Annotated in this window: 5 protein-coding genes and 1 tRNA gene; 5 read left to right on the forward strand and 1 reads right to left on the reverse strand. The window is 50.8% G+C overall.

Features of this window, described 5'->3' with window-relative positions; translation table 11 throughout:
• Nucleotides 1-2 precede the first annotated feature (2 nt).
• Nucleotides 3-74, reverse strand: a tRNA-Cys gene (locus APR53_00760).
• A 228-nt stretch (nucleotides 75-302) separates the two neighbouring features.
• Between APR53_00760 and APR53_00765 the strand changes: the two genes are divergently transcribed.
• The 5 genes from APR53_00765 to APR53_00785 are packed head-to-tail and all read left to right on the forward strand — an operon-like array spanning nucleotide 303 to nucleotide 9,188.
• On the forward strand, nucleotides 303-1,094 hold the full coding sequence (locus APR53_00765; GenBank protein ID KQC03760.1) for a hypothetical protein: 792 nt from the start codon (nucleotides 303-305) through the stop codon (nucleotides 1,092-1,094).
• 3 nt (nucleotides 1,095-1,097) lie between these two features.
• Nucleotides 1,098-4,364 (forward strand): hypothetical protein, encoded by a 3,267-nt coding sequence (locus APR53_00770; protein ID KQC03761.1) that lies wholly within the window; start codon nucleotides 1,098-1,100, stop codon nucleotides 4,362-4,364.
• Nucleotides 4,365-4,371: 7 nt separating this feature from the next.
• Nucleotides 4,372-5,916 (forward strand): hypothetical protein, encoded by a 1,545-nt coding sequence (locus APR53_00775; protein KQC03762.1) that lies wholly within the window; start codon nucleotides 4,372-4,374, stop codon nucleotides 5,914-5,916.
• A 24-nt stretch (nucleotides 5,917-5,940) separates the two neighbouring features.
• Nucleotides 5,941-7,578: a hypothetical protein gene (locus APR53_00780; protein ID KQC03763.1), complete on the forward strand. Its 1,638-nt coding sequence runs from the start codon at nucleotides 5,941-5,943 to the stop codon at nucleotides 7,576-7,578.
• Nucleotides 7,579-7,616: 38 nt separating this feature from the next.
• Entirely contained in the window at nucleotides 7,617-9,188 is a 1,572-nt protein-coding gene (locus APR53_00785; GenBank protein ID KQC03764.1) for a hypothetical protein, read from the forward strand.
• Nucleotides 9,189-9,477: the final 289 nt, after the last annotated feature.

The raw sequence follows: 9,477 nt of genomic DNA on the forward strand, positions 1-9,477 counted from the left end.
AAAGCCAAGGTCCGGATTTGAACCGGAGTGTAGTCGCTCTGCAGGCGACCGCGTGGCCGCTCCGCCACCTTGGCTCCTATATATGGTTGGTTTTTTGGCATAAAAGGTGTGCGATTGAATCATCACCGGGTACAATCCATTTGCTGATCTCGACCTTCAGGGTGCCTGAGAGCGCACGGGCGGCATGTACATCGGCACCTCCGTTTACACAGCGGTCATCTTCACCGTAGAGGCGATATGCGTTGTCAGGAAACCGATTTAACGAAATTGTCCCCTCTCAATGCATAATACTTAATTATTGGATGACGTATACAACGTTTATGGGATCAGCGAGAGATCTGTATCGCGATATCGTTGTCATTCTCATTTTACTGTGCATTCTGCCAACATGCGCCACGGCTGTCAACGTAGATCTCCGGGAAGGAGTGCTCGACGAATCACAGCTGGAGGATGCATCTGTCACGTTTTCGATTGACGTGAGCGATCTGCCGAAACAGGCGGCGTTTCTCGAACTTGAGAGCGATCTTACCACATATCGGGAATATGCACTCTGGAATATATCGACGAGTGAGATGTGGGATATTGCCGGTGGAGAGGATACATTGAAGGAACAACGGGTTGTGCTTACCATCCTCGACGAGTGGACACAACCCGTGCTCGTCACCGCTTCGGGAAAGACACCGGTTATTACGGAACTACTGCAGTTTGAGGGAATAGTCCTGACAAAACGCCCTGTTCGCCGTACCGGATTTACCTACTACCGGATACAGGCCCTCGACGAAAATGGATTCCCTGTTGGTACCGCAGTCACCAAGACATTCGACATCGTCATTCCCGAAGAGGAACAGTTCAAGGAAAGACTGAATGCGATTGATGATTCCCGGCTTCGCCCGATTATACAGGAATTCTACACCAAGGGTCTGACGCAGGAGGCGTACCAGCTTCTCAGTTATGCAGAGACGCCACGCCCGGCCACAATACCGCTCTGGCTCTTCGGGATTGCTATCGTGATTGTTGCAGGTGCGGTTTTCTTTATCGGCCAGCGGCGTGGAATCGTGCTTGAAAGAAAAAAGAGGGATATTAAGGGGGAGTAAACTATGGCCAACGGAGACATGGACCGCGGACGGGCTTTTCAGATGCCGGATGAACTGACTGTCGTGGCAATCGGCGGATGCGGAAAGAAACTTGTGTCCCATCTTGCAGATCACGAGTGGTTTCTCCGGCATTATCTGCTGGAAGGCAAGCGGCTGAGAATATACACGATGGATACCGACTCCAACCAGAGACAGGAAGACATTGCCAGAATGCAGGACGTCAACTCAGGAGTGTCTGACATACTGAAGAGTGCGGAGGGAATGGGCGGCAGTGTCAGAATGCAGTACCATTATCTTCCCGATCTTGCCAATGTCGAACGCGTCTCCTCACTTACGGGGAGGCAGGTGCTCGAACAGGTGAAAAGCCGCAAGGCCGAACCACTCGTTAATATCTGGTGGATGAATGATCCGGACGCAGGATTCGAGTACGCCGATCTGAAAAAGATTGACCGGAATATTACCGACGATTTCGGTGGCGGTGTACACCGCAGGCGGGCAATTTCCAAGGCAATTTTTTACAAGGCCATTACGCAGGGAGGAGATACCTTCCCCTCATTTCAGGGACACGGCCCCATCGCCATCGTGGTGGGTCTGGGCGGAGGAACGGGTTCCGGAATGTTCATCGATCTGGCCCGGTATATCAAGGGGCTCCGGGGTGAGGAAACGAAGATCTGGCTGTTCGCGGTGCTGCCTGCTGTCGGTGAAGGGGAAAAAGAGCAGCTCAATGCCGCTGTCGCTCTTACCGAGATGGAATATCTCAACTTAAAAGAGGAAAAACTCTTCAACTACATCATCCTCTCCTCTCTCTCTCCGACGGGATATGTTGACGGTGGAGACCGGATCAAAGAGGTCCGGGAATTCGATCAGGCGTTTCCGTATATGCTCATAAATTCCCTTTACCTGCCAACGGCCGACATCTCCGCAATAGCAGATGCGAAAAAGGAGTATTCAGGGTTCATCTTTTCAGATTCGCATATCATTGAATATCCGGTGGAAGAGCTAATCGGCCTGAAGACAGAATTCGAAAACGTCATCAGGGAACTCGGCAGCTTTTCTGCTGACCGGCGGAAGTATCTCGACGAGGTGAAGGAATTTCTGGATGGGGCGGAATCGACCTTCTCCTCCCAGCTGGGCGACCCTGATGAGATCGAGATCACACGCGACGACATCAATATTATCAAACGCGAGTTAAAAAGGCTTGAAAAGACCTGGAAAAATGAAATTGCGCGTGATCTCAATTACAATACGTCCGAAGAGATCATCTCCTACATCAACAACAATTTCCTTGAGGATCAGCGCGATATTGATAATATCGACACGTACGACCGTCTCCTCGATTATATCTCAAAACTTGTGAAATACCTGCAGGGAGGAGGCAGAACCGAGTCCAAAAAACTCGAAAACGAGAGTGATAAAAATCTCTATACGCATCTTACCGACGCTCTCTCGCACTTGCAGGAACTCGTTTTGATCCAGCGGACGATTCTACGCGTGAAGGAGCAGGCGGCACGGCTTACACTGCTTAAAATCGCCCGTGGCGAAACGGATTTCGGTCCGGTGATGGGAGAGTTGACCGCACGGTTGTCGGTGCTGAACAACGAGATGCTTGAAGCAGACCAGAAGCTGCAGCGAAAGCGCGAAGAGATCGACAGGCAGAAGAAGGAACGCGAGAGTGTTCAGTCCCGGGTGAAGTCCGAGTGCAACTCGCTGATTGATCCGATAAATACCTATGTCGCCAAAAAAACCGATATCACGACGATCGAGTCTCTCGAACGAAAATTCCTCGAAGCATTCCAGAAGATTATTTTCCAGGGTAAAGATGAGATCTCCCAGACGAAATCCAAGAAGCCCAAGATGTATAAGCGGCAGGAATGGCTCTCCAAGATGGGCATCGCAGATGTCCAGGAACTCATCGATTCGCTCGCGACAAAATCGGGTGAGGATCTGGGATATCTGAAGGATCTCACCGAATCCGTCGTGCTCTACGACTATTATAGCTATCTTCTCGAAATAGCGAGCAAAATGGGTTTGGTCGACAAACTGCTTGGCCGTGATCTCGACCATGAGATGCTGCATTCGGAGAGGAACGCCAAGGAGGATCGCATCCGCAGGATAGCCGAGATGCGCTACGACAAGATTTCCATTCATGATCCCTTCGAAGTCGTCGTGTCTGATCACTTTGTTTCGAAGGATATGGACGAGCAGCTGCATGCACGCGAGCGCGACGTCATTACGTCTCTTATGGCCGAATTCAATCTCGAATATGGCGATCAGGAACGTATGTATGCCGCCTTTGCCGTCGGGGACACCGGAAACATCATTAAAAATCTCAAAGATGCCATGATGGACGTGCTTGAAGAGCGCGACGGTTATTCGGAGAAGATAGGCCGGACAGAGGGTGAGATTGACACGATTATTCAGTCCCAGAAAGACCGCCAGCAGAAGATCGATTTCATCAGGCGCACCGACAAGCTTGCGGATGAAACATTCGAGGCACGTAAATCATTCAGCGCGCATCTTCAGAAATATGAAGATAGTTACATCTCCATCGACGAACGCCGGAAAAGAGGAAACCAGACGGTAGAGGGTCTCTACCATACACGCTTCGGGGAGATTAATCCGAACGTCCTCTCGCTTATCAGTGACGGTGCGCAGATGGACGTTCTCGATCGGGATGGTGAAGGAAAGAAGGAGATCGAGAAGCTTTTCAAGATTGTCAACTGGAAATACAAGGATCTTATCGACGTCAGGAAACTTGGAGTGACAAACTTCTCGATCAGCTACGGGCCGGGTGGCACCGAGCGATGGAATTTCGAAAAGGCCGCGCTTGTTGTTTCATCAACATCCAAATGGCTCTCTGATCTGGTTTCCAACAATAATGATAATTTCCGCAGGCAGATCATGAGCAGCCTTGATCTGGATTCGAATACGAATGCGAAGATAACAGCCCATAACTATACGAAACCATGGGAGGTATCCCTGACATTCTATGCTGCGGCAAGTTTCCTCGACAATATCTCACCGATGACCACCGGCGGCGGTTACTGGGAAAAGTATGAAAAGAAATCCGAAAATCTCCTCCATCACGCCCTGTTTCTCCAGGAAGGCAAGTACATCGTCCGCAAAAAAACCCTCCTTCTGAAGGATGGTGCTGCCATCGCAAACAAGGAAAGCGGTACCGAAGCAGAAATTCAGGAGGCACGGGATCAGATCCTCGCTTTGTATGATATCAAGGATATCCGCGAGGCGCTGAAGCCGGGCGGGGAGTAGGAAACCAATGCGTATTAACAATATAAGACGACAATTTTTTCTTGTCGGATCGATATTTGCCGGGTTAATCGTGGCATTTTTATTCGTGAGCCTTTTTGAAATCTACTGGTATATGGCCGCTCCCTACTGGCTGACCGCCCTCATCGATATCCTTCTCGGAATGTTCATCCTGATTGCTATCGGGATGATTTTTTCCGAGGATTCACGCATCAACGGGACGCTCTTTGCCATCGCACTCATATATATTGCATATTACTTCGTTGCACAAGACCGTATCGTCCCGGAGGCATTGTATTTCGGATTCTTTGCGGGTGCACTTCTCATTGTGTCGTCGGTTCTTCGAAATCGTTTCGATCTGCTCGCAGTGACGGCAAAGGGTCTTCTCACGCTATCTTTTCTCATTATTGTACTGTACCTGGTATACGGATTTACGCTCACCGGCAGCTCAGTGTCGTCGGCAGAAGGAATCAGCGAACTATCAGCGCAGAATATATTCTTTTACGGTGTGGGAATCTTTATCACCGGGGTATTTTATTTCATGCTCCTCTATTCAATTGTCGGCGTGAAAGCATCTGACATCTTTATTTTCGGGCCACGAGAGTCAGGAAAAACATATTTTTTTCTCGGCCTTTACAGTCACATCACGAAGAAGTACTCGGGGCGCTATAAAGAGGTGATCCTCTCCGGCGACCAGGAGGATGTGATTAATCTCAAACTTGCGAATCTCGATGCAAATATCGAGGAAAAAAAAGTCGTTTCGAGAACATTCAACTATCACATGGGGATGTACGAACTTATCGGAAAGAAATTCGGGATATTACCCGTGACGTGGACGATCGTGGATTATGCCGGTGAATACTACGATCAGCTCAACGAGGCGAATTATCTCGCATCCCTCCACCACCTCAGCACAGAGTTCGGGGTGCCGTTTCGCGAACTTAAGAAGCGCATCGGAACGATCGAATTCCTGCAGGAAATAAACCATAACTATGCGGACAAACTGACCGACATCGATATTACCCGATCGCTGATTATTACGACCGTATACAGCCGTCTGCAGCGTGCCGGGAAAGTGATATTCCTCATCGACGGTGAAAAGATTGTCAAAACCCGTGAAGGAACCGGGAAACTGACACGGGAATTCGGAGAATATGTTAAAACGCTGATCGATCTCGAGGGCGGGAGGATGTTCCGCCTCTTTGGCGGCAATAAAAAATACGCTCTGACGGTAACGAAAACCGATATCGTGACCCGTATGCATCCTGAAATTCGGGACTTCATCCGCTCGAAGGGTGCGACGAAACTCTCGGAGATTCAGGACAGGTCCCGGGATGCAGAGCAGCTCGAAGAAAAAATTTTCACTATTCTCGACCGGATTCTCGTTTTTAAGAACCTCGTCAATATCATGAATGACCTGTCATTTACTTTTGTCGCCGTGAGCGTGGACGCCACGACCGAACCCTTGTCGGGAGAGGAGGGGAATGAAGATGAAGTCTCCCCCCGCCAGCTTGCGCCATGGCGCTTCGGTGAGATTTTTAAATTCGGGTTTTGATGTGATGCCAGAGGTGATACATGCATGCCGGAAGAAAAAAAGGTGAATAACGGCAGGAACGTGTCTCTCGGAATTTATAACACCGACGGGGATCTGGTCAGCGGAATGCTACATGGATATCGGGAGATTGCACGGCGTCTTGCGGAAAGCAATGTCACGCTTTATGTTCAATTCCGGGGCGATGAGGCCATCTTCGGCACTGCCGTCAATGTGCAGAGAACCGGACGGAGGCCCGACACCGTTATTGTTCTCATTCGGGCCGCACCTCTGCGATATGGCGCTGATACGGGCCGTATTATCGTGAGTTTCTACAGGGAAGCCGTGGATGCACTCGAACATGCAGAGTACAGCATCCTCAATATCGGCAATGATGAGGAACTCCTGCAGACGGTGAGGGCACAAAGACCCCTGATACCTGCCGCCGGATCAACGGCGGCAGAGCGGATCAGTACGTTCGTTGCCGGGAAACTCATCGCAACCCAGAAGGCGTATTGTACATCGCGTGATCTGCAGGCTTCAGTGATGCTTGTATCTTCCGTGATCGAGGTGCTTATCCCGGTACTCCGGCTCGGGTACACCTTCGCCTGCTCGAAGAAGACCTTTGAAGCAAACCTCTCGATTCTCCCCGACAAACCCCCGAACATTCCTGCTGTCGACATCGAACTTGACACCCGGCGTATTGTTCAGGCAGGGGATTCGGAGCTTTACCGGGAGTTCGCATCAGCACTTTCTGATCCCACGCTCACGAATCTGCACTCGAAACACGATCTCTCACGCACGATTGCGAATGCCATCTATAAGAGGACCCGGGATAAGGACCTGAAAAAACGTTATCTCCAGCTCGTTGCATCAGGCGAAGTTCCCGTCGATGTGGAGGTAACCGATGCAATTGAATCCGTACTACAACAGCGTCAGGCAAAGTTATTTGAACAATATATGAAAAGTCGTAATTTCAGCCGTTCTGCTGTAAAAAAATCACTCGAAAGGTTGAATTCCTCAGAACAACAGATATTTCGCGATGTGCTGAACCGGACGCCCGGCGCCCCTGAAAAATGGAGGGCGATTTCCGACATCCTCACTCCTCCGCCCGACAGGAGGCAGGACATTGCCAATCATGCAGGCTGGAGCGGTGAAATCCCTGTCCGGCGAGGTACCCGATGGCCTGCTGTAATCGTTGCTGCATTGTTATTGGCTGCTCTGATCCTGAGTGCTGTTGTTCTGCTCGGGATTCTCCCATCCCCGGGAACGGTACCGGGAACAAACGGGAATGACGAACCACTTCTCATCGCATCCGGGGACGGGATGGCGGATGTTGTGGCACCTGCAGGCGGGATTTCAGGAAATGACGGAGTCGCCCCGTCCATTGAGGCCGTTGTTCCTCCACAGGACTTTATCGTAAACGAGGGCTGGAAACCGGTCGGATTATTCTATCGCATCACACCGGACACTGTCCTCTTCAACCCGCCTGCACGGCTCTCGATTCTCCTGCCTCCTGAGCTAAATGCGACCGAAATGCTTGTCATTGCCAGAAATGTCCGTATTGGTGGTGAATGGGAGCGAATGGAAACGGATCTGACGGTAAACAATACGGTTGAGGCATCTGTCGGGCAGGGCGGTCTCTACGGCGTATTTACCATACCCATGATGACATCTTCACCCTGAAGGTGCCGAGACACATCGGATGCTGTGGAGGATTGTTGATGAAGAAGAAGGCTATCCGTGGCACGCTGAAATCGTCCGCGTGGCGTGCGCTTTTTTTTACCGCACTCGTCCTCGTCGCGATCATCATCCCTGCGGGAGCACAGGATGAGGAGATCAAACTCGGTGAGATCGCTGTTTCATCAGATCCTCCGGGTGCATCAATTTATCTCAACGATGTCCTGCAGGACAAAAAAACAAACGGCTTTATACTCAATGTTTATCCCGGCATTCATACTATACGGCTCACTCTGACGGGGTACCGCGACTTCGAGCAGGTCATTGGCGTAGAAAGCGGTGATACAACATATGTTTACCATGAATTCGTGCCTGCAGTTGGCACTATCATCGTTTCAACATTACCGACCGGAGCTGACATCTACCTTGATGATGCATATTACGGTAAGACAAACACGGCAGTGCCTAATATTCCGGCCGGGCTGCATACCATCCGGGTCAGTCTTGAAGGATATGCCGATAAATCCGCTTCACTTTATGTGACGGATGGAATGAGTACGTCGTTTCACCATAATTTCGAGCTTGTTCCAACAACCGGATCCCTCTCGATAAAGACACAGCCCGAAGGGGCTGTGATTTACTTCGACGGAATCGACCGCGGTCTCTCGAACCGGGTGATCGATGGTATCGAGCCCGGCGTGCACAATCTTACACTCACGATGGAGGGATTTAAGGACTGGGTGGGTACGGTGGATATCTCTGCCGGGACAACGCAGTATCTCACCCTGGAACTCGTTGGAAAGGACGGGACTATTATTGTAAGCAGTAACCCGTCCCCGTCCGATGTCTATATTGACGGCGTGCTTTCCGGAATGACACCCTTTACCGGGCTGGTTTCCCAGGGAGAGCACACTGTCACGATCCGGGCATATGGCTTTGAAGACTCGACGTTCCCCGTCCGTCTCGGATATGAAACAGTCTCTCTCTCCGTTACCCTCACACCACTCGCAGAGGGTGCGATTGCCGCAGCCGAAGCAAAGATTGCAGCAAACAGCAACTATGACCAGTCACGGGCCATTGCCGAGCTTGAAGCGGCAAAACGGTATCTCGCCCAGGAGAATTACACGGAATCGTATGAGGCAGCCCTGCGGGCTGGTCGTTTTGCGGAGGACGGCGACGGCGACGGCATCCCGAATTTTCTCGATCTGCAGCCTACCGTAAAAAACGATGTCATCTACATACTTACGCTCCTCCTTTTCATCCTGATCTGTGGAGGAATTGCAGGAGACTGGATTCGGACCAACGCGAAACCGGAGATACGGCTCAGGATCGCTGATGGTGCTGATCCGTCGGATGTAATCATCATTATTGACCTGGCTGTCCACAAGCCGTTCCGCGGTGGCATCTGCACGGTATCGTACGGTGGAAAGGCTGTTGAATATATTCCCGACGTCGGTGAGCATGAAGTGCATCTGGGCGCTCTTCCCCCCGGAGTTCATCAGGTTTCGGCCGAGTTCAGGATTGAGAAACTGCGGTACGGCAGCGCCCGAACGGTCAGCATGCTTGAATTTGAGATCGGAAACGGGAACGTGCAGGATACCAGTATCCCGGAATGAAACGTTTCGTTGCTATCCGGATTCGGCAGCCACTCCGGGGTGCCCGGTTCCCGGCAATTGCCCTCTGAAAAGCTGTATCCGGAGGATCTCTCGCTCCGGATGGTACTCATGCCCTTCAACCAGTGAGCCGAAATCCGGGTGGCATACTAAACATATCTGTCGAAAAATTCTCCTTCGAAATAATAGAAAAGAGCATCCGCTCGTGGATTATTATTATACAAAATCATCGGAAAAGATGGATGAGTAATAGCAGCTCACCGTGGTTCCCGAGAACTCTCGTATCTCAGTA

The organism is Methanoculleus sp. SDB (assembly GCA_001412355.1).
Lineage (GTDB): Archaea > Halobacteriota > Methanomicrobia > Methanomicrobiales > Methanomicrobiaceae > LKUD01.